The sequence below is a fragment of the Desulfurispirillum indicum S5 genome (assembly GCF_000177635.2).
In the GTDB taxonomy this organism is placed as follows: Bacteria; Chrysiogenota; Chrysiogenetes; order Chrysiogenales; family Chrysiogenaceae; genus Desulfurispirillum; species Desulfurispirillum indicum.
This window is the reverse complement of record NC_014836.1, coordinates 2,059,916-2,077,578: the sequence shown is the minus strand read 5'-3', so window position 1 is coordinate 2,077,578 and position 17,663 is coordinate 2,059,916. Positions and strand designations below refer to the sequence as shown.

At 57.2% G+C, this 17,663-nt stretch carries 20 protein-coding genes; 2 read left to right on the top strand and 18 right to left on the bottom strand.

Annotation, left to right across the window (positions count from 1 at the left end):
• Window position 1: 1 nt before the first annotated feature.
• From SELIN_RS09800 to SELIN_RS09715, 18 genes are all read right to left on the bottom strand, one after another.
• Window positions 2-1,225, bottom strand: coding sequence for an argininosuccinate synthase (locus SELIN_RS09800; protein WP_013506508.1), 1,224 nt, complete (start codon window positions 1,223-1,225; stop codon window positions 2-4).
• 80 nt (window positions 1,226-1,305) lie between these two features.
• On the bottom strand, window positions 1,306-2,226 hold the full coding sequence (gene argF / locus SELIN_RS09795; protein WP_013506507.1) for an ornithine carbamoyltransferase: 921 nt from the start codon (window positions 2,224-2,226) through the stop codon (window positions 1,306-1,308).
• Window positions 2,223-3,386 carry an aspartate aminotransferase family protein gene (locus tag SELIN_RS09790; protein ID WP_013506506.1) on the bottom strand — a complete coding sequence of 388 codons (1,164 nt, stop codon included), beginning with the start codon at window positions 3,384-3,386 and terminating at the stop codon, window positions 2,223-2,225. Before SELIN_RS09790 ends, argF begins: the two co-directional genes overlap by 4 nt.
• Window positions 3,380-5,149 (bottom strand): phosphoenolpyruvate--protein phosphotransferase, encoded by a 1,770-nt coding sequence (gene ptsP, locus SELIN_RS09785; protein WP_013506505.1) that lies wholly within the window; start codon window positions 5,147-5,149, stop codon window positions 3,380-3,382. The genes SELIN_RS09790 and ptsP overlap by 7 nt, the downstream gene beginning before the upstream one ends.
• Window positions 5,150-5,152: 3 nt before the next feature.
• Window positions 5,153-5,428 carry an HPr family phosphocarrier protein gene (locus SELIN_RS09780; protein WP_013506504.1) on the bottom strand — a complete coding sequence of 92 codons (276 nt, stop codon included), beginning with the start codon at window positions 5,426-5,428 and terminating at the stop codon, window positions 5,153-5,155.
• Window positions 5,425-6,144, bottom strand: coding sequence for a PTS system mannose/fructose/sorbose family transporter subunit IID (locus SELIN_RS14140; protein WP_013506503.1), 720 nt, complete (start codon window positions 6,142-6,144; stop codon window positions 5,425-5,427). Before SELIN_RS14140 ends, SELIN_RS09780 begins: the two co-directional genes overlap by 4 nt.
• Window positions 6,141-6,812: a PTS sugar transporter subunit IIC gene (locus SELIN_RS09770; protein WP_226509085.1), complete on the bottom strand. Its 672-nt coding sequence runs from the start codon at window positions 6,810-6,812 to the stop codon at window positions 6,141-6,143. The genes SELIN_RS14140 and SELIN_RS09770 overlap by 4 nt, the downstream gene beginning before the upstream one ends.
• A gap of 14 nt (window positions 6,813-6,826) precedes the next feature.
• Entirely contained in the window at window positions 6,827-7,276 is a 450-nt protein-coding gene (locus SELIN_RS14135; protein ID WP_013506501.1) for a PTS sugar transporter subunit IIB, read from the bottom strand.
• A complete protein-coding gene (locus SELIN_RS09760; RefSeq protein ID WP_013506500.1) occupies window positions 7,263-7,679 on the bottom strand; it encodes a PTS sugar transporter subunit IIA in 417 nt (138 codons plus the stop codon). Before SELIN_RS09760 ends, SELIN_RS14135 begins: the two co-directional genes overlap by 14 nt.
• A gap of 26 nt (window positions 7,680-7,705) precedes the next feature.
• A complete protein-coding gene (gene rapZ / locus SELIN_RS09755) occupies window positions 7,706-8,557 on the bottom strand; it encodes an RNase adapter RapZ (RefSeq protein ID WP_013506499.1) in 852 nt (283 codons plus the stop codon).
• A gap of 2 nt (window positions 8,558-8,559) precedes the next feature.
• Entirely contained in the window at window positions 8,560-9,516 is a 957-nt protein-coding gene (gene hprK, locus SELIN_RS09750; RefSeq protein ID WP_013506498.1) for an HPr(Ser) kinase/phosphatase, read from the bottom strand.
• Between the two features lie 115 nt (window positions 9,517-9,631).
• Entirely contained in the window at window positions 9,632-10,768 is a 1,137-nt protein-coding gene (gene metK / locus SELIN_RS09745; protein WP_013506497.1) for a methionine adenosyltransferase, read from the bottom strand.
• Window positions 10,765-11,394 (bottom strand): hypothetical protein, encoded by a 630-nt coding sequence (locus SELIN_RS09740; RefSeq protein WP_013506496.1) that lies wholly within the window; start codon window positions 11,392-11,394, stop codon window positions 10,765-10,767. The genes metK and SELIN_RS09740 overlap by 4 nt, the downstream gene beginning before the upstream one ends.
• A gap of 15 nt (window positions 11,395-11,409) precedes the next feature.
• Complete coding sequence (ndk, locus tag SELIN_RS09735) at window positions 11,410-11,823, bottom strand: nucleoside-diphosphate kinase (RefSeq protein ID WP_013506495.1); 414 nt, start codon at window positions 11,821-11,823, stop codon at window positions 11,410-11,412.
• A gap of 61 nt (window positions 11,824-11,884) precedes the next feature.
• Window positions 11,885-12,982, bottom strand: a complete 1,098-nt coding sequence (locus tag SELIN_RS09730; RefSeq protein WP_013506494.1) for a tetratricopeptide repeat protein — start codon at window positions 12,980-12,982, stop codon at window positions 11,885-11,887.
• On the bottom strand, window positions 12,960-13,301 hold the full coding sequence (locus tag SELIN_RS09725) for a lipopolysaccharide assembly protein LapA domain-containing protein (RefSeq protein WP_013506493.1): 342 nt from the start codon (window positions 13,299-13,301) through the stop codon (window positions 12,960-12,962). Before SELIN_RS09725 ends, SELIN_RS09730 begins: the two co-directional genes overlap by 23 nt.
• Complete coding sequence (locus SELIN_RS09720; protein ID WP_013506492.1) at window positions 13,298-15,016, bottom strand: proline--tRNA ligase; 1,719 nt, start codon at window positions 15,014-15,016, stop codon at window positions 13,298-13,300. The genes SELIN_RS09725 and SELIN_RS09720 overlap by 4 nt, the downstream gene beginning before the upstream one ends.
• Before the next feature lie 18 nt (window positions 15,017-15,034).
• Window positions 15,035-15,670 carry an MBL fold metallo-hydrolase gene (locus tag SELIN_RS09715; protein ID WP_041726031.1) on the bottom strand — a complete coding sequence of 212 codons (636 nt, stop codon included), beginning with the start codon at window positions 15,668-15,670 and terminating at the stop codon, window positions 15,035-15,037.
• A gap of 204 nt (window positions 15,671-15,874) precedes the next feature.
• Between SELIN_RS09715 and lgt the strand changes: the two genes are divergently transcribed.
• Complete coding sequence (gene lgt / locus SELIN_RS09710) at window positions 15,875-16,639, top strand: prolipoprotein diacylglyceryl transferase (RefSeq protein ID WP_013506490.1); 765 nt, start codon at window positions 15,875-15,877, stop codon at window positions 16,637-16,639.
• Window positions 16,632-17,660: a GGDEF domain-containing protein gene (locus SELIN_RS14130; RefSeq protein ID WP_013506489.1), complete on the top strand. Its 1,029-nt coding sequence runs from the start codon at window positions 16,632-16,634 to the stop codon at window positions 17,658-17,660. Before lgt ends, SELIN_RS14130 begins: the two co-directional genes overlap by 8 nt.
• The last annotated feature ends 3 nt before the right edge of the window (window positions 17,661-17,663 follow it).

Here is a 17,663-nt window from a genome sequence, read left to right as displayed (position 1 = left end):
ATTACTTCTTTTTCCCGTACAGCTTGCTGCGGATTTTCAGGCGCAGGGCGTTGAGCTTGATAAAGCCCTCCGCGTCAGCCTGATTGTAGACCTGATGGTCTTCTTCGAAGGTGGAGATGTTGGCGTCAAACAGGGAGTCTGTGGCCGACTTGCGGCCGGTGACGCTGACGTTGCCCTTATAGATTTTCATGCGGACGGTGCCGTTGACGGTCTTCTGGGTCTCGTCGATGAGCGCCTGCAGCGCTTCGCGCTCGGGGGAGAACCAGTAGCCGTTATAGACCATGGCGGCATAGCGGGGGATCAGGGAGTCGCGCAGGTTCATGACTTCGCGGTCCATGGTGAGTTCTTCCATGCCGCGATGGGCTGCGTGGTAGATGGTGCCGCCGGGAGTTTCATAGACGCCACGGGACTTCATGCCCACATAGCGGTTTTCCAGCAGATCCAGCCGTCCCACACCGTTGGCGCCGCCGACTTTGTTGAGGTACTGGAATATCTCCAGGGGTGACATGGCTTTGCCGTTAATGGCCACCGCGTTGCCGTGCTGGAAGTCAATCTCCAGCCAGGTTGGCTTGTCAGGGGCTTTTTCCGGGGAGACGGTCAGGACGTAGACATCCTCGTCGGGTTCCCACCATGGATCTTCCAGATTATTACCCTCGTGGGAGATATGCATCAGGTTGCGGTCCCGCGAGTAGGGGGATTTCTTGGCTGGTGGTATTTCGATATCATTGTCTTTGGCGAATTTCACCAGGGCGTCGCGGGAGTTGAGATCCCATTCGCGCCAGGGGGCGATGACCTTGATGGACGGGTCGTAGTGGTAGGCGGCCAGCTCGAAGCGTACCTGGTCATTGCCCTTGCCGGTGGCGCCATGGCTGATGGCATCGGCGCTTTCGCGGGCGACAATATCCATCATGCCCTTGGTGATCAGGGGACGGGCGATGGATGTTCCCAGCAGATAGCGGCCTTCATAGACACAGCTGGAGCGCATCATGGGGTAGATGAAGTCGCGGGCGAACTCGTCGCGCAGGTCTTCGATGTACACCTTGGACGCGCCTGTCTTCAGGGCCTTGGGTTTGACGGAGTCCAGCTCCTCTTCCTGGCCGAGGTCGGCGGTAAAGGCGATGACCTCGCAGTCGTATTCCTTGATGAGCCATTTGAGAATGACACTGGTGTCAAGGCCGCCGCTGTATGCCAGGACAACTTTGTTCACGCTGGTTTTTTTCGACATAGGTTCCTCCAGGGAGTTAAAGGCATATCGTTAAGAAAGAACGAGCTTGGAATGGCGGTCAGCCCAGTCCGGAACGCCTGCTAGGCCATCAGGTGAACCATGATGGCTTTCTGGGCGTGGAGTCGATTTTCCGCCTGGTCATAGATAATGCTGCGGGGTCCGTCACAGACTTCGGCGCTGACTTCCTTGTCGCGATAGGCGGGCAGGCAGTGGAGAAACTTGCAGTTGGGGGTGCCAAGCTGCATGAGCTTTTCCGTGACCGTGAAGCCTTCAAAGGCGCGCAGACGCTCCTGCTGTTGGTCCTCCTGTCCCATGCTGGCCCACACGTCGGTGTAGACGAAGTCAGCACCTCGGATCGCTTCAGCCGGATCGTGGGTATAGTGTATGGGCGCTCCCGTTGACCGGGCAATGGTGCTGGCTTGCTGTGCCACATGATCAGCCACTTCGTAGCCTTTTGGTGAGGCGATGCTGATACTGTAACCCAAACTGGCGGCACCGTAAATAAGAGAGTTGGCGACGTTGTTGCCGTCGCCGACATAGGCCAGTTTGATTTCCTCGAGGGGCTTGTCACTGTGTTCCAGCATGGTCATGACATCGGCCATGGCCTGGCAGGGGTGCAGGAGGTCACTGAGACCGTTTATGACGGGGACGCTCGAGTGTCTGGCCAGCTCTTCCACCGTGGAGTGGGCAAAGGTGCGGATCATGATGCCATCCACATAGCGCGAAAGCACCGCAGCGGTATCGCGGATCGGTTCGCCGCGTCCCATCTGCAGGTCATTGGAGCTCAGGAAGAGCCCAACGCCTCCCAACTGGAATATGCCGGTTTCAAAGGACACTCTGGTGCGGGTGGAGGACTTCTCAAAGATCATGGCCAGGGTTTTCCCTGCAAGCTTCGGGTGGGCAATATTCTGCTTCAGCTCGCGTTTCAGGGTGAAGGCCAGGTTGAGAATATGGGTGAGCTCATCCTTGTGGTAGTCCCGCAGTGCCAGAAAGTGCTTCATGTAAGGTTCCTTATGGTGTTTTCCAGGATTTCAAGCCCCTGGGAAAGACCTTGCCGGTCAATGGTCAGGGGGGGCAGCAGTCGGATGGTGGAGGGTGAGGTCTGGTTGATGATCAGGCCGTTTTGCAGGCATGCCTTGACCAGATCAGGCATTTCGCCGGGCAGTTCCAGGGCGTACATCAGGCCGAGGCCGCGATAGGACATAATGGTGCCGCGTCCGAGCATGGCTTCGCAAAGTTCGCGCAGGTGGGCTTCCATGTGCTGCACATGCTCCAGAATGCCGTCGGTTTCAAAGGCGTCCAGCACTCCCATGGCAGCGCTGCAGCACAGGGGATTGCCGCCGAAGGTGGAGCCGTGGGTTCCGGGAACCATGTGGGAGGCAAAGGGTTCTTTGGCAAACATGGCGCCGATGGGAAAGCCATTGCCAAGGCCTTTGGCGATGGTGAAGACATCGGGTTCGATGTCGTAGTTCTGAAAAGCAAACATTTTTCCGGTACGACCGATGCCGGTCTGCACTTCGTCGAGCATCAGCAGGATATCATTATCAGAGCAGAACTGGCGCAGCTCTCGAACATAGCCTCTGTCGAGGGGGTGGACTCCGCTTTCACCCTGCACCAGTTCCACCAGTATGGCGGCGGCACCACGAGCCGCTTTGGCCATGGCTTCCATGTCGTTGGGCTCCACGTGTTCAAAGCCGTTGAGCAGAGGGTTGAATCCCAGTTTGACCTTTTCCTGGCCCGTGGCCGAGATGCCTGCCATGGTGCGGCCGTGAAAAGAGCGCAGCAGGGTGATGATCTTGAAGTTATCAGCTCCGCGCTTGTTGAAGGAGTACAGGCGCGCCAGCTTGACGGCTGCCTCATTGGCCTCGGCGCCGGAGTTGCAGAAAAAACCCTTGCAGGGGAAGCTCAGCTCGGTGATGCGTGTAGCCAGGGCTTCCTGGAGGGGAATCCTGAATATATTGGAGGTGTGTACCAGTCGTGGAAGCTGTTCCTGGACGCTGCGTATGACGTGGGGGTTGCTGTGACCTACGTTGACAACAGCAATGCCGGCCAGCAGGTCGATATAGGACTTACCGCTGGTGTCCGTGAGGGTGTAATTGCTTCCCTGTTCAAAGGCAATGTCCATACGCTTGTAGTTGTTGATGAGATGAGTTTCTAGCATGTTTTGTTCACCATGACGTATTCGAGAAGTTCTGTTGGCAGTATATCCTGAATAAATTCAACACATTGTTCAGTGACCTGTTCCACGTTCCAGCTCTCCATGACACGGGTCGCCAGGTGCTCGCTGCGGGCGGGATCGAGATCCGAAAGCACGACACGCACTTCGGGAATAGAGGGGGTGCGAACGCTGAAAGACCTGTACCCCATTCCGTGGAGAATAGGCAAGTAAAATATATCAGAAGCGGTTTCGCCGCAAATGTTGACGGGTATGTTGAATTTTTTTGCGGTCTGGGCAATGTGGTGCAGCACCCGCAGTATGGGGGGGTGGTAGGGATTGCACAGGTGCCCCACCCCTTTGCTGGTGCGATCGCTGGCCATGACATACTGGGTGAGGTCGTTGGTGCCGACGCTGATAAAGTCGATGTACTTGACAAAGGCACCAATGCTCATGGCGCTGGCGGGGGTCTCCACCATGATGCCGATGGGCACGGAGGCGGGCAGGGCGGGATTCTCCCGGCGCAGTTCCGCCAGCACCTGTTCTGTCAGGGCCCGTGCGCGGATGACTTCATCGGGGATGGTGACCATGGGGAACATGACTCTGAGGTCAGTCCACTGGGCCAGCGAGAGAATCGCCCTGAGGTGGGTGGCGAATTCCTCGGGCCTGCTGAGGCTGTAGCGGATACCGCGACGGCCCATGGCCGGGTTGTCTTCGTGCTCCATATGCAGGAATGAGGCGACCTTATCAGACCCTATGTCCACGGTACGCACGGTGGTGGGGAGGTAGTTGCACTTTTCCAGGATGGACTGATAAAAGGCCAGCTGCTCCTCAAAGCGGGGAAAGCGCTCCATCTGGAGGATCATGAACTCGCTGCGCAGCAGGCCGATTCCGTGGGCCTGATACTGGGCGAGGTGGATGGCTTCAGCCGGGATCTCCACGTTTCCGTAAATCTGCACGTCGGTGTCTTTACGCTGAAAGGACGAAGAGACCATGATGGTTTTGTACTGGATAATGCGCAGCTGCCGCTGGCGAAAGTCATCTTCCACCTCTGGCGTGGGATTGACGATGAACTGTCCCCGGTAGGAGTCGATGATAACGGGGCAGTCCTGCACTTCGCCGAACTCAATGCCGGTGAGCATGGGAATTTCCATGCTCTTGCAGAGAATGGCCGTATGGCTGAGGGCCGATGTCTTGGCCGTGACGGCGCCGACAATGCCCGATGAGATCAGCAGGGTGATTTCACTGGGGGTGATGTCGTTGGCGTAGACGATAGCTCCCTGGATTTCACTGCCGTAGGAGAAGTCCTCGGGCTCTTTGGGGTTGCTGTTTTGCTGCTGGGCGTATTTCACCACAAGGCGGGTGACGGTGAAAATGTCATTCATGCGCTCACGCAGATAGGTGTCTTCCACACTGGCAAAGGAGGCTGAGACCTCCTGTCTGAATTTCTCCACGGCGTATTCCAGGGAGTAACTTTCCTGGAAGATGGATTGTCTGACCGATGTCACGAAGGAGTTGTCATCAAGCATCATGATCTGGGGCTCAATGATCAGGCGCTGAGCTTCCCCCAGCAGATCGCTGATCACTTCGGCGCTGTGCTGCAGTTCCGCCCGGGCCAGATGGCGCGCCTGTTCAAAACGCTGCCACTCGCCCTGCTGGTCAGCAGAAGCGATATAGATGGACTTGATGCGGTTGTCCGTCTCGTGCAGCCGCACCAGCCGCCCCAGGGCAATGCCGCTGCTGACGCTGTGGCCGTAGTAGGTCTCCACCAGTTACTCCTCGTCGAATCGTCTTGTAAAGAGGTCCTCCAGAGCATCCACCGCCTGGTGAGCATCGCTTCCGTCAGCTTCGATGAGCACTTCGCTGCCCAAGGGCGCCGCCAGCATAAGAAGGCCGAGGATACTTTTGGCGTTTACGCTCTTGTCCTGGTAGGTCAGATTGATGCTGCACTCATAAGCGGTTGTGACTCGCACCAGTTTGGCGGCCGCACGAGCGTGCAGACCCAGCCGGTTCTGGATTTTCAGTGTCTTTTTTGCTTGCATACTCATACGCTCTGCCTGAAAAATTCGATTATAAACATAAAAATGGAAATCAGAATAATAAAAACATTTACCCGCATGAAGTGAAAAAAAATCAGATTGCAGATAAGAAACACTATGGCAATTCCCATGTAGAAGGGTGCAAAGTGCAGAAACACCTGGTACATGATGAGCGTGAACAGGATTCCGGCAAGGATATAATGACTGTTCTTGAGTCCGTCGATACAGAGATGCAGCAGGCCTGGCTGGATTTTCTGCACCACGGACATGCCGTGGACATAGCCCAGGTAAAAACCGTAGAAGCGGGCGGTGAGTGTTACCGCCAGGTAGAGAATTATGGGAACCCACAGGCAGAGGGGGCGCAGGGGCTCAATGAAGTACATGGTGACCCCCAGGGCAAAGACGGCCGGGCGGAAGGTGGCCCAGAAAAAGGCGTCTCCAATGGCGCCGAAGAAGCTGGCCAGGGTGTTTTTGTACTCACTGCTGAGGTGTTCGCCGCGCTGGATTTCGTAGTTCAGCGCCACGCCGATGACGACCCCTGCCATGTACGGGTTGGTATTGAAGTAGCGGGCGAAGTGGCGCATGCCCTTGACGGGCATTTTCAGACGTGAAAGCTCAGGGTAGGCGGCGTAGAAAACCCCGATGCCCTGCATGTTATTGAAATTCCACGAGCTCTGGATGAAGAGCAGGCGCCAGGCAACCCGCAGCAGTGACAGCGCCTTCATGCCATCAGCCCCAGGGCGATGATGCCGCCGCCGATGAGGCAGCCGGCCAGGAAGTAGATATAGGAGCGGTAGTCGCGGAAGCTGTCATGGGCCAGGAAGAGAATGCCGATCAGTGGCAGCAGCTTCCACTGCAGGGCCAATCCGCTTTCCAGGCCATGCTTCAGGAGCAGGTGTCCCGCCATATCGTGGATCAGGGACAGGCCGATCAAAACAGTCCAGCCAATCAGAATTCCGTTGAGCCAGTTCAGGGGGATTCCCACCAGGTGAAAGCGTTGGGCCATGGAGTAGTGGGCGCTGAGGATTCCCTGCTTGGCGTAGTTGGCAAAGACTCCATTGGCGCTGCGGGCCAGGTAGTCCATTTTCATGGCAACTACGGTAACGGGAATGCACAGGAGAAAGAGGATCATCAGTACCTCTGGCCGCACCTCTCCCACGGAGGCTGCAAAAGCAGCGATGGCCGCTGTCACCACGGACTCGTTGGTGTACATGCTGGCGCCCACGGGGATAAAGGTTATCCACAGGAGCTGAAAGGCGGCACCCAACAGCAGCCCGGTGGCCCAGTCGCCCATGATCCAGCCGGTAAGGGTGCAGGCGATCAGGGGCTGGCATATGCCAAACTGTCCGAAGGCATAGCGGTCTGATTCTATAAGGGCGAAGGCGCCTGTCAGCAGAAGGAGCTGGCTCAGAGTATAAATTTTTTCTCTCCTGGAACTTTCTGGAAGACAATCACCGCGCCCGTTGCCTTGAGGTTGCGCAGACGGTCGAGTTCGTCGTCCGAGATATAGATGGAGTTAAACTCCTGTTGACGGCTGCTCTTCTTCTGCATGCAGCCGATATTTATTTCCTGGACGGGGTGTTGCTGCAGCACTTCTTCCATCTGCTCCACGGAAGAGAAGAGAAAGAGGGTTTCGTCGAGGGTGTCGATGACCTCTTCGCACTGCGGCGGTGTCATGAACTGTACGTCAATGCCCCGTGGTACCGCGCTGCGGTAAATCTGCTGTCGCAGAGGATCCACCGCAACCCGGCTGTCCACGACGACAATAGTGCGGGCTTTCAGGTGCCTCAGCCAGCCGTGTACGACCTGGCCATGGACCAGCCGTTCATCAAGGCGGATAAAACTAGATTTCTTCAACTTTTTGCCTCATGACTTCCGACGCAATGACAATGCCGTCGATGGCATCGGTTTTTGCCATCTTTGCCAGGGCGGTAGGGGTGGGAGCCTCGGCGCGGGAGGTGAGAACCTTGATCAGCATGGGCAGATTCACTCCGGTCAGCACTTCAATATTGGCAGTATTCAGATACGAAAGAGATATATTGGATGGAGTGCCGCCAAACATGTCCGTGAGTATCAGGACGCCTTCACCCTGATTGACATCTTTGAGGCAATCTTCGTACTGGGTGAAAATGGTGTCTACATCGTGCTGGAAGTCAATGCTCAGGAGCTTGACATGCTCCTGGGGGCCGATGATTGACTGGGCCGTTTCCAGGAGCTCGTGGGCCAGGTTGCCGTGGGTGGCGAGAATAATACCTATCATGCGCTGTGCCTCAATGGGAGAGAGTTTCAGGGGTGAGAAATATCCCTGTGGTAAACGAAAACATGGTAATCGTCGCGCTGCTGGTAGTACTCCGACCAGTAGCGGGCCAGGGAAACACTGCGGTGTTTGCCGCCGGTACAGCCAAAGGCGATGGTGGCGTAGGACTTTCCTTCCTGGATATACCAGCGGAAAAGAGAGTCAAAGACCTGTTGCCAGAGGGTCAGGAACTCTCCGGTCAGGGGCGCCTCCATGACGTAGTCGTAGACATCCTGCTGCAGGCCCGTTTTTTCTTTGAGTGCCGCCACAAAGTGCGGGTTGGGAAGAAAACGGACGTCCACCACATTATCAGCTCCTTTGTATATACCATATTTAAAACCAAAGGAAACAAAGGATATGGTCAGGCGCCGCGGGGTTTGCCCTTTGGCAAAGAGCACCACGAGCTTCTCCTTAAGTTGGTGAATGCTCAGGCTGGTGGTGTCGATGACCAGTTCAAAGAACTCTGACCAGCGGTAAATGCTGTCCTTTTCCTCCTTCAAAGCACTGGCCAGCTCTCCGGAAAAGGGGTGGGCGCGTCTGGTGATGTTGAAGCGGCGAATCAGTTCCTCGTCGTCGGCACACAGGAAGAGCGAGCGGACGCGGATGCCTTTGCGGGAGAGCTCCATGAAGTACTGCTGCAGATCCAGCTGGCGTGAAGTGAGCTGGTAGCCGCCGATGACAACGCAGATCCGTTCGAAGGAGCTCTTGCGCAGCTCATCGATGAGGGCTTCCACCATGGTCAGGGGAATATTGTCGACACGGTAGTACCCCAGATCCTCAAGGACAGCGGCGGCAGCGGTTTTCCCCGCGCCACTCTGTCCGGCAATAAATACAAGCTCCATGGCTACGCGCCTCCCGTACTGCCGTCTGCGGTTTTGGACTGGATTCGATTATGCAGTTTGCTCATGAAAGTTTCAACCGTCTGATATCCCATGTTTTGCAGAATGGTGTTCCGTGCCAGCACCTCAAGAATTTTGGCGATGTTCCTTCCCGGAGTCACCGGAAGGCAGACCACGGGAATGTCGATGTCGAGAACATGGCGAAAACTCCTGGTATCTCCCAGTCGCTCCAGTTGAGCGGCATTCTGGCGCTCCCAGCTTTGCAGCTCAATGATCAGCTCCACTTTTTTGCGCCGACGCACGCTGGCCGCGCCGAAAATATCCTTGATATTGATGATGCCCAGTCCACGAACCTCCATATGGTGCTCCAGCTCATTGTTGGAAAAGGCCACCAGTTCGCCGGAGATATTTTTTACCAGAACCACATCGTCGGCCACCAGGCGGTGACCACTGGTGATCAGGTCCAGGCAGCATTCGCTTTTGCCGATGCCGCTCTCCCCGGTAATCAGCATTCCGACGCCGAATATATCCATCATGCCACCGTGGAGGGTTGTCTGCTCCGCCAGCTCAAACTCAAGATAGCGAGTGACCGTGGCGATGACGTGACTGGAGGTCTGCACGGTCTGCAGCAGGGCGACTCCATGTCTGGTGAAAAGTTCCAGCATCCAGGGTTCGATAGGCTGGGGATGGTGTGTGATGAGCACCGCCGGAAAGGGGAAGGTCAGGAAGGACTCCAGTTTGCGGGTCGCTTCGGCGCGGCCTATTGAGCCCAGGTAGCCCATCTCGGTCTGGCCGAAGATCTGGATGCGGTCTTCGTGAACGAATTCGGTGTACCCGGTCAGTGCCAGGCCGCTTTTCTGGATACGTGGCTGGAGTATCGTGGCGGAAAAATTCGCTGCCACCAGAATCCTGAGACCCAGGATATTGCGGTTATGTTCATAGAAGTCGGCTACCGTCAGCATGTTGGCCTCTTATGGCGCAGGGAGCGATGGAGCGCTTTGCGGCGGGGGAGTTGGATCCGATAAGAAACGGCGGCATGGATATCCATGCCGCCGGATGCTCAGATGCGGGGGAAGCTTATCCCAGCTGGGTGCGCAGCATGTCCACGCGGTTCGTCTGCTCCCAGGAGAATTCGCCCCGTCCGAAGTGTCCATACGCGGCAGTGGGCCGGTAAATGGGACGCAACAGGTCAAGGCTGGTGATAATACCCTTGGGCGTCAGGTCGAACACTTCCTGGATGGCACGGGCAATGCGATCCTCATCAACGGTGGCTGTCCCGTAGGTGTTGACGTTGATGGAAACAGGTTTAACCACGCCGATGGCGTAGGCCAGCTGGACTTCGCAGCGGTCGGCATAGCCTGCGGCGACGACGTTCTTGGCAACCCAGCGGGCGGCATAGGCAGCGGAACGATCCACTTTGGAGGGATCCTTGCCACTGAAAGCGCCGCCGCCGTGGCGGCCCATGCCCCCGTACGTGTCGACGATGATTTTGCGTCCTGTCAGGCCGCAGTCTCCCATGGGCCCGCCGATGACGAACTTTCCAGTGGGATTGATATGGTAGGTGATCCTGCTTTCGTCAAAGAGTTCGGCGGGGATAATCGGCTTAATCACCTGCTCGATGATGTCATGATGGATGATGTCCTGGGTTACGGACTCCGAGTGCTGGGTCGAGACGACCACCGTGTCCACATATACCGGGCGATTGCCCTCGTAGGCGATCGTCACCTGGGCTTTGCCGTCGGGGCGCAGGTAGCTCAGGGTCCCGTTTTTGCGTACCGCTGCCAGGCGCATGGTCAGCTTGTGGGCCAGGGTGATGGGCAGAGGCATGAGCTCTTCGGTTTCCCGGCAGGCAAAGCCGAACATCATGCCCTGGTCACCGGCGCCACCCACATCAACGCCCATGGCGATATCGGGGGATTGCTTGTTGATGGCGCTGATGACGCCGCAGGTTTCATAGTCGAACCCGTATTTGGCACGTGTGTAACCAATCTCGCGGATCGTCTGGCGGACTACCTCGGGAACATCCACATAGCAGCTGGTGGTGATTTCCCCGGCCACGATCACCAGTCCTGTGGAGACCATGGTTTCACAGGCAACCCGGCCATGGCTGTCCTGGGAGAGGATGCCATCGAGGATGGCGTCGGATATCTGATCGGAAATCTTGTCGGGGTGTCCCTCGGTAACCGACTCAGATGTGAATAGTTTTATGCTCATGATTCTTCCTCTTTCTTGGCCTCAATGATGATATAGCAGTTCTCGTCCTGACTCACCTGGTAGGTGGCAAGCAGAGGAGCCAGCATCTGAGAGGGGTTCACCTGTGTGCGCAAAGAGAAAAGTGCCTTGTTGTCATCCATCAGCAGGATCTTGTCCAGGTGTACATGATCCTGGGACCCCAGGGTATCCAGGGTATCCCAGAGGCTGTGGCTCTCCTTGACCTGATAGAGCAGTACCGTGCAGGTGATGGCCTCATCCAGCAGGCGTGAGAAGAGCAGGGCTTCCAGTGCATCCATATCGATATCCCAGGCGATGTTCACCTGGTAGAGCAGATCGCGCTCAGCCACTTCCAGTATCGTGTAGCCCCGCACAAAGCTTTGGGACGCGGCCAGCGCCTCCTTGGCGGTTATGCCGGTGAGGTACTGTTCGCCGACGCCTTCGGAGGCCGTGGCTACCATTCGCAGTATGGCTTTGGCGCGGCTGCGGTCAATGGCCTGGGTCTTGTAGTTGACCTGCTGGCTTGGCAGGGTGACTCCCCGCGCCTCAATGGTCAGCGCGGCGGCCGGTGAGGCCAGAAGTGCTGCTGAGGTTATGCACAGAATGACAAGCAGTGCGGTTTTTTTCATCGGGTTGCGCAGACCTTACACCTGTTCGAAGTGGTTGAAGAAGAAACTGATCTCTATGGCGGCGTTTTCATCGCTGTCAGAACCATGCACCGCGTTTTCGCCAATGCTGAGGGCGAACTCCTTACGAATGGTGCCGGGTTCCGCTTCAGCGGGGTTTGTGGCTCCCATGAGCTTGCGCCAGGCGGCGACAGCGTCGGGTTTTTCCATCGCCAGGGCGATGATGGGAGAGCGGCTCATGAACTCGGTCAGTTCACCGAAGAAGGGACGCTCTTTATGGACGGCATAGAACGCCTGGGCGTCCGCAAGACTCAGCTGAACTTTTTTCATGGCGACGATGTTAAAGCCGGCTTCTTCAATTTTCGCGATAATTTTCCCGGAAATGGCGCGTTCTACGGCATCGGGTTTAATCATGGCAAAGGTTCTGGACATGTGTACTCCTTGAGACAATTTTGTTCCCGTATAGTAAAGCATGGAAGCTTTGGGGTCATGTTCAGGTGCTGTCTTCCCGGCGCTTGAGGGGGAAGAGCTTCAGGAATGTCTTCTCCTGCAGGCTCTGGGTCAGTGCTGCCAGGGTAAAGTGGGAGAACTGTTCGTCCATGGTTCCGATGGAGGAGCAGCCTGGGCAGAGCAGCTGGTACTTGCGGGAGACGAAACCGCAGTGAGAGCAGCGGAAACTTTCCTGGTTCAGCGGGTAGCGGTGGATGAAGACGCGACTGGCTTCTTCGGTGTTGCCCTCCTGGTAGTGCAGCATGGCCAGCATGTGAAAGATGTGCACCGAGGTTTCACCGCGGGCGATGACCTCTTCCAGCAGATCAAAGGCGTCCTGCTTGTAGCCGCTGATATACAGGTAGTGGCTGAAGTGCTGCACCGTGGAGACCTCGAATCCGAAAGTGTCCAGGCGCTTCTGGTAGCGCTGGCGGATGCCATCCTTGCCCAGGTAGTCCTGGTAGGCGCTCTCCATGAACGGGTAGATCATGCTCCCCACGGCGTGGGGGGCCTCCAGGGCCACATCCAGGTAGGGCAGCCCCTTTTCGGGCCTGTCGCGATGTTCGCGGGCAAAGGCCAGGTTCGAAAAGAAGTTGCGCTGGTACTGCTTGTGGGACGATTTCAGGAAGCTCTGGTCTTCTGTCTGCTCGTAGAGGAGGTAGAGGAAGAGGGAGATCTCGTACTGATAGTTCTCTCCGGTCAGGCGGGAGAGCTTCTTGTAGGCGTCAACCACCGCTTCGTATTCAACCAGCTGGATGCACACTTCGATGAGCAGCGCATAGCCTTCGATGGAGTCTTTCAGGGAGAGGAACTCCTTGAGGGATTCCTTGGCGCGATCGTGCAGGCCGGCGGCCTTGTAGTCCTTGGCCAGCTCCAGCAGGGAACGCATGAAGATATCCTGATCCGCGCTGATCTGGAGGGTCTTGTGGATTTTGATGGCCTGTTCCAGTTCGCCGCGCTCGCGCAGGAGCTGGCCAAGCGCCAGGTAGGCGTACTTGTCCTCGCTGTTCAGGCTGAGGGCCTTCTGGATGCCCTCAAAGACATAGTCCTTGCGGTGACTCTCGTCACTGGAGGAGCCTTTAGTCTTGAGTCGTGTCAGCATGCTCCGAATGTCCTTTTGGTATTTCCACAGGAATTTTTTCAACGGTGACTTCTTTGAGTTTGCGGTTCTCGTCTTCCAGTTGGTGCAGGCGTTTTTGCTTCCTCTTGATTTCGGCCTTCAGGTGGAGCTGGTCTATGATCATGGTAAGATACATAACCGCCGCTCCGATGGCAATAGCGGCAATGACCAGCAGCACGGCAGGTACGTCACGCTCTTCGCCGGGGTAGAGGGCGATGAGCACGGAGCCGCTGTTCAGGTAGGCGAAAACGATCAGGTACGCCAGTAACGCAAAGCGCACAAGGTTTTTGAGAATACTCACAGGCATGCCTCCATCTGTTGCTGGATCAGTCGAGCCACTTCCTCGCTGATGGTTTCCAGGGGGTGCAGGTATTTTTCGCCACTTTTGCGGATGGTGATTTCAACGCTGGACTGCTCCAGGGTTTTCTGGCTGATGGTCAGGCGCAGGGGGATGCCGATGAGCTCACTGTCGATGAACTTCACGCCTGGCCGCTCGTCGCGGTCATCATAGAGCACATCGCAGGTGGCTGCCAGACGCTCGTACAGGCTGTCGGCCGTGGCGCGGCTCTGTTCATCGCGGGAGGGGTTCACTGTGCATATGACCACCTGATAGGGGGCAATGGACATGGGCCAGATGATGCCCTTGTCGTCGTGATTCTGTTCAATGGCGGCTGCGGCCGTGCGACCGACGCCGATGCCATAGCAGCCCATCACCATGGGTTGCTCCTTGCCGTTGCGATCCAGGTAGGTAGCCTTCATGGACTGGGAGTAGACCGTGCCGAGGCGGAAAACATGGCCGACTTCGATGCCGCGCAGGATATTGAGTTCGCTGTGGCAGCGCGGGCAGCAGTCGCCTTCGATGACGGTACTGATATCGGCAAAGCGCTTTTCGTCCAGGACAGCGGGGCTGAGGCCGCGCAGATGGAAATCCGCTTCGCCAGCGCCGCAGATGATCTCATCCAGTGAGCGCAGGCTCGGGTCAAGCCAGTAGCGGGTATCGGCGGGCAGATTGATGGGCCCCATGTAACCAGCCACGACGCCGGCTTTGGCCAGGGCTTCGCCATCGGCGGCATGGAGGGCCTTGCCGCTGAGCCGCTCCAGCTTCACCTGGTTGACCTCGCGGTCGCCGCGTACAAAGCCGAGGCAGAGCGTACCCTCCTCGTCCATGAAAGCGACGGACTTCACCAGGGCTGCCGCTGGCAGGCCGAAGAACTCTGAGAGCTGCTCCATGGAGCTCAGGCCCGGCGTGGAGACTCTTTCTCCGGTGGTGCTGCCACGGGGAGTGCACTGATAGGTATTGCCATTGAAGGCTTTTTCCAGGTTGGCAGCGTACGAACACTTGCTGCAGCTGGCGATGCCGTCTTCGCCCGAGTTGGCCAGCACCATGAACTCATGGGAGAATGAGCCGCCGATCTGCCCCGAGTCAGCTTCGACGGCCTTGAAGGAGAGACCGCAGCGCCGGAAGATACTGGAGTAGGCGCGGTACATCTTTTCGTAGGTAGTGGCGGAAGCCTCATCGTCCACATCAAAGCTGTATCCGTCTTTCATGATGAACTCGCGCCCGCGCATCAGGCCGAAGCGTGGACGTATCTCGTCACGGAATTTGGTCTGGATCTGGTAGAGGTTTTTGGGCAGGTGGCGGTAGGAGCTGACGGCGTGGCGCACGATGTCGGTAATGGCCTCCTCGTGGGTCGGGCCGATGCAGAAGTCGCGGCCGTGGCGATCCTGAAAGCGCAGCAGCTCTGGCCCGTATTTTTGCCAGCGCCCGCTTTCCATCCACAGCTCGGCGGGCAGGGCGGCGGGCATCATCAGCTCTTCAGCGCCTTCCCGTGTCATCTCCTCGCGGATGATGTTTTCTATCTTGCGCAGCACCCGCCAGGCAAGGGGCAGGTAGGAGTAGATGCCGGCGGCCGTCTTCTTTATGTAGCCGCCGCGCAGCATGAGCTGGTGGCTGATGACTTCGGCGTCGGATGGGGTCTCCTTGGCTGTAAACAGAAATGCTTGTGAGTAGCGCACAATTCCTCCTGTGCCGTATTACATGTATCGGAAAAAAGGGTTATGCTTCTTTTCCGCGCCGATGGAGGTGCGGGGGCCGTGGCCGGGGATCACCACTACCTCATCGGGCAGCCCAAAGAGCTTGGTTCTGATGGAGTGGATCAGCTGGTCGTAGTTTCCGCCGGGCAGGTCAGTGCGCCCGATGCTGCCCTGGAAGAGCGTGTCGCCGGAGAACAGCAGATTTTCCTCGTTGAGGTAGAAACAGACGCCGCCGGGGGTGTGGCCGGGGGTTTCAATGACGGTGATCTGACTGGCTCCCAGCTGCAGCGATGTCTCCGCAGAGAGGTAGGCGTCGGCCGCCGTGGCGGGCAGGGCCTGCAGCCCGTAGAGCTGCGCGGTCTTGTCGGCGTGCATGGCCAGCGTCTCGTCCTGCTGGTGGATCAGGTAGGTGGCGTCGGGATACTTCTTTTTCAGAGCGCTCAGGGCGCCGACATGGTCAAAGTGGCCATGGGTATGGAGAAAGTAGCGGGGGGTGAGGTGGTGTTCGTCAAGAAAGCGGGTTATGGTGTTGGCATCGCCGCCGGGGTCAATGACAACGGCATCCCCGGAAGGGCTTTCGAAGAGAACGGCACAGTTTGCTTCAAGCGGACCAACGGCAAAAACATGATACTGCAAAAAAACCTCCCTGATGGGACGGGAAATCCGGGAAAACAGGTGTTTTCCGAGGATCGCATCCGTCTGCGGACGCCAGTTGGCGAACCTTAGTATATACATTAATCCGTTGATAAAAACCAATGGAAAACATATACTCGGCTTGCCTTGACGGAACTTTCGAAACCTCTTCTGCATACATTTCAAAGGCACTTCAACGGAGTACCCATGCAACCAGTTATTGTGGAAATATTCGGCTTTTCGCTGCGCTACTACAGCCTCATGTATATTCTTGCCGCCTTCAGTGGCTTTCTGATCATGAAGAAGCTTGTCCGGGAGCGGCAGCTGGGAATTCCCACCGAGAAGATCCTCGATATGGTCTCCTTTGCGTTTATCGGTGGCATTATCGGATCCCGCGTCTACTATGTGGCATTCAACTGGGAGTACTATGCTGGCGACCTGCTGGCCATGGTGGCTGTATGGCAGGGTGGGCTGGCGATTCACGGCGGTCTGATCGGTGGCGCCATGGCTGCCTGGTGGTACGGCAAACGCCAGAAGTTTGACCTGTGGCATATTGCCGATATCGCCGGCCTGTGCGTGCTGCTGGGCCAGGCCTTCGGACGCTTTGGCAATTTCATGAACGGCGATGCCCACGGCATTCCCACTGCCATGCCATGGGGAGTGGTATTCCCCCCTGGTTCCATCGCCGGTAACGAATTCCCCGGCATCCCCATTCATCCCGTCATGCTCTATGAGATGCTGCTCAACCTCTTTGTCTTCACGGTGCTCTTTGCCCTGCGTCGCCATTTGGTCAAGGGCGAGCTGTTTGGCTGGTACCTGATCAGCTACGCGCTGATTCGCAGCTTCACCTCCACATTCCGCGCCGACGATCTGCTGCTGGCCGGCATTGCTGTGCCCTACCTCGCCAGTGCCATTATGTTTGTCCTCGGCGCCTGGATTATCTGGGTGCGCAGAAAGGCGTACTATGGGTAAGTATGCCCACCTGAAAGGGGAGATATCCGGCCTTTCGCGCCAGGCACTGACCCGTCTGCGCGAAGAGGGTCTGCCTGCTACCCCCGACTACTTTCAGATTTTTTTCGAGCATTATGCCGGGGTGAACCCTGCGCTTTCCCGCGATATTCACGCGCTGGAATCCATCGACGAGACTTCGCTGGATGTTCTGTACCAGCGGCACTTTCCCGCCGTCGATGGGCAGAGTCTCAAACTCCAGGAGGAGAGCCAGAAGATGGTGGCGCTCATACTCGAGCGCCTTTCCGCCACCCTTGACCAGTTTGGTGACGATCGCCAGCAGAAGCTGGAATCACTGAAGGAACAGGTCAGCCAGGGTCATGTCAGCCTGGAAACAGCTGTTCACATCCTGGGCGATGAGATCGGCGCCGTGGCCCGGGAGTACGGCAAGATGCGCAGCTCCCTGCAGGAGTCATTACACCGTATGGAAGCCCTGCGACAACGCTATGAGGAACTGGGACAGCGTGCCAGACGGGATTTCCTGACGGGCCTGCTCAACCGCCAGGTGCTGGAGGAGATGCTTCAGGAGATCTGCCTTGGAGAGCACCGTCATCCCCTGGGTCTGGTAGCCATGGATATAGACAACTTCAAGGAGATCAACGATACCTACGGGCACCTCTGTGGGGACAGTGTCCTGAAGCTCTTTGCCCGGAAACTCGGCGAATACGTGCGTCGTGATGACCTGGTATTCCGCTTCGGGGGCGAGGAATTTATCGTCATCCTGCCGCAGACCAACCTGGCGGCGACCTATCAGCTTGCCGAGCACATTCGCCGTCATATTGCGGAGCATGTCTTCCACTTGGAAGCAGGCGGTCAGCTCAGCGCTGACATCTCACTGCGCCTGACAGCCAGTTTTGGCGCCGCGAGTCATGTTGCCGGCGAGAGCCACGAATCTCTCCTGGCCCGGGCCGACCAGGCCATGTATGCCTCAAAACGCGCTGGCAGGAATCGCACCACCATTGCCGCGCATCCGGAACACCCGTAACCA

Bases quoted from the DNA above. Each gene is read 5' to 3' on its own strand.
- SELIN_RS09740 (WP_013506496.1), bottom strand. From the start codon at position 11,394: ATGAAAAAAACCGCACTGCTTGTCATTCTGTGCATAACCTCAGCAGCA.
- rapZ (WP_013506499.1), bottom strand. From the start codon at position 8,557: ATGGAGCTTGTATTTATTGCCGGACAGAGTGGCGCGGGGAAAACCGCT.
- SELIN_RS09730 (WP_013506494.1), bottom strand. From the start codon at position 12,982: ATGCTGACACGACTCAAGACTAAAGGCTCCTCCAGTGACGAGAGTCAC.
- SELIN_RS14140 (WP_013506503.1), bottom strand. From the start codon at position 6,144: ATGAAGGCGCTGTCACTGCTGCGGGTTGCCTGGCGCCTGCTCTTCATC.
- SELIN_RS09760 (WP_013506500.1), bottom strand. From the start codon at position 7,679: ATGATAGGTATTATTCTCGCCACCCACGGCAACCTGGCCCACGAGCTC.
- lgt (WP_013506490.1), top strand. From the start codon at position 15,875: ATGCAACCAGTTATTGTGGAAATATTCGGCTTTTCGCTGCGCTACTAC.
- metK (WP_013506497.1), bottom strand. From the start codon at position 10,768: ATGAGCATAAAACTATTCACATCTGAGTCGGTTACCGAGGGACACCCC.
- SELIN_RS09780 (WP_013506504.1), bottom strand. From the start codon at position 5,428: ATGAGTATGCAAGCAAAAAAGACACTGAAAATCCAGAACCGGCTGGGT.
- argF (WP_013506507.1), bottom strand. From the start codon at position 2,226: ATGAAGCACTTTCTGGCACTGCGGGACTACCACAAGGATGAGCTCACC.
- SELIN_RS09800 (WP_013506508.1), bottom strand. From the start codon at position 1,225: ATGTCGAAAAAAACCAGCGTGAACAAAGTTGTCCTGGCATACAGCGGC.
- ndk (WP_013506495.1), bottom strand. From the start codon at position 11,823: ATGTCCAGAACCTTTGCCATGATTAAACCCGATGCCGTAGAACGCGCC.
- SELIN_RS14130 (WP_013506489.1), top strand. From the start codon at position 16,632: ATGGGTAAGTATGCCCACCTGAAAGGGGAGATATCCGGCCTTTCGCGC.
- hprK (WP_013506498.1), bottom strand. From the start codon at position 9,516: ATGCTGACGGTAGCCGACTTCTATGAACATAACCGCAATATCCTGGGT.
- SELIN_RS09790 (WP_013506506.1), bottom strand. From the start codon at position 3,386: ATGCTAGAAACTCATCTCATCAACAACTACAAGCGTATGGACATTGCC.